We start from the raw sequence: 256 nt of genomic DNA on the forward strand, positions 1-256 counted from the left end.
GCATTGATTACTTCCTGCCTATCGTTGCAGATGCGGAAGCCGGCTTTGGTGGTGTGCTGAATGCTTACGAGCTGATGCGCAGCATGATTGACGCAGGAGCTGCCGGTGTGCACTTCGAAGATCAGCTGGCTTCGGTGAAAAAATGCGGCCATATGGGCGGTAAAGTCCTGGTGCCAACCTAAGAAGCGGTACAAAAACTGATTGCTGCCCGTCTGGCGGCTGACGTTTCCGGCACAACGACGCTGGTGATTGCCCG

Annotated in this window: 1 pseudogene; it reads left to right on the forward strand. The window is 55.5% G+C overall.

Annotated features, from left to right (window positions below):
* Positions 1 to 182: pseudogene (locus R0J87_RS22285) on the forward strand (isocitrate lyase); the annotation flags it as partial.
* Positions 183 to 256: the final 74 nt, after the last annotated feature.

The organism is Halomonas sp. SIMBA_159 (genome assembly GCF_046536035.1).
GTDB lineage: Bacteria > Pseudomonadota > Gammaproteobacteria > Pseudomonadales > Halomonadaceae > Vreelandella > Vreelandella venusta_A.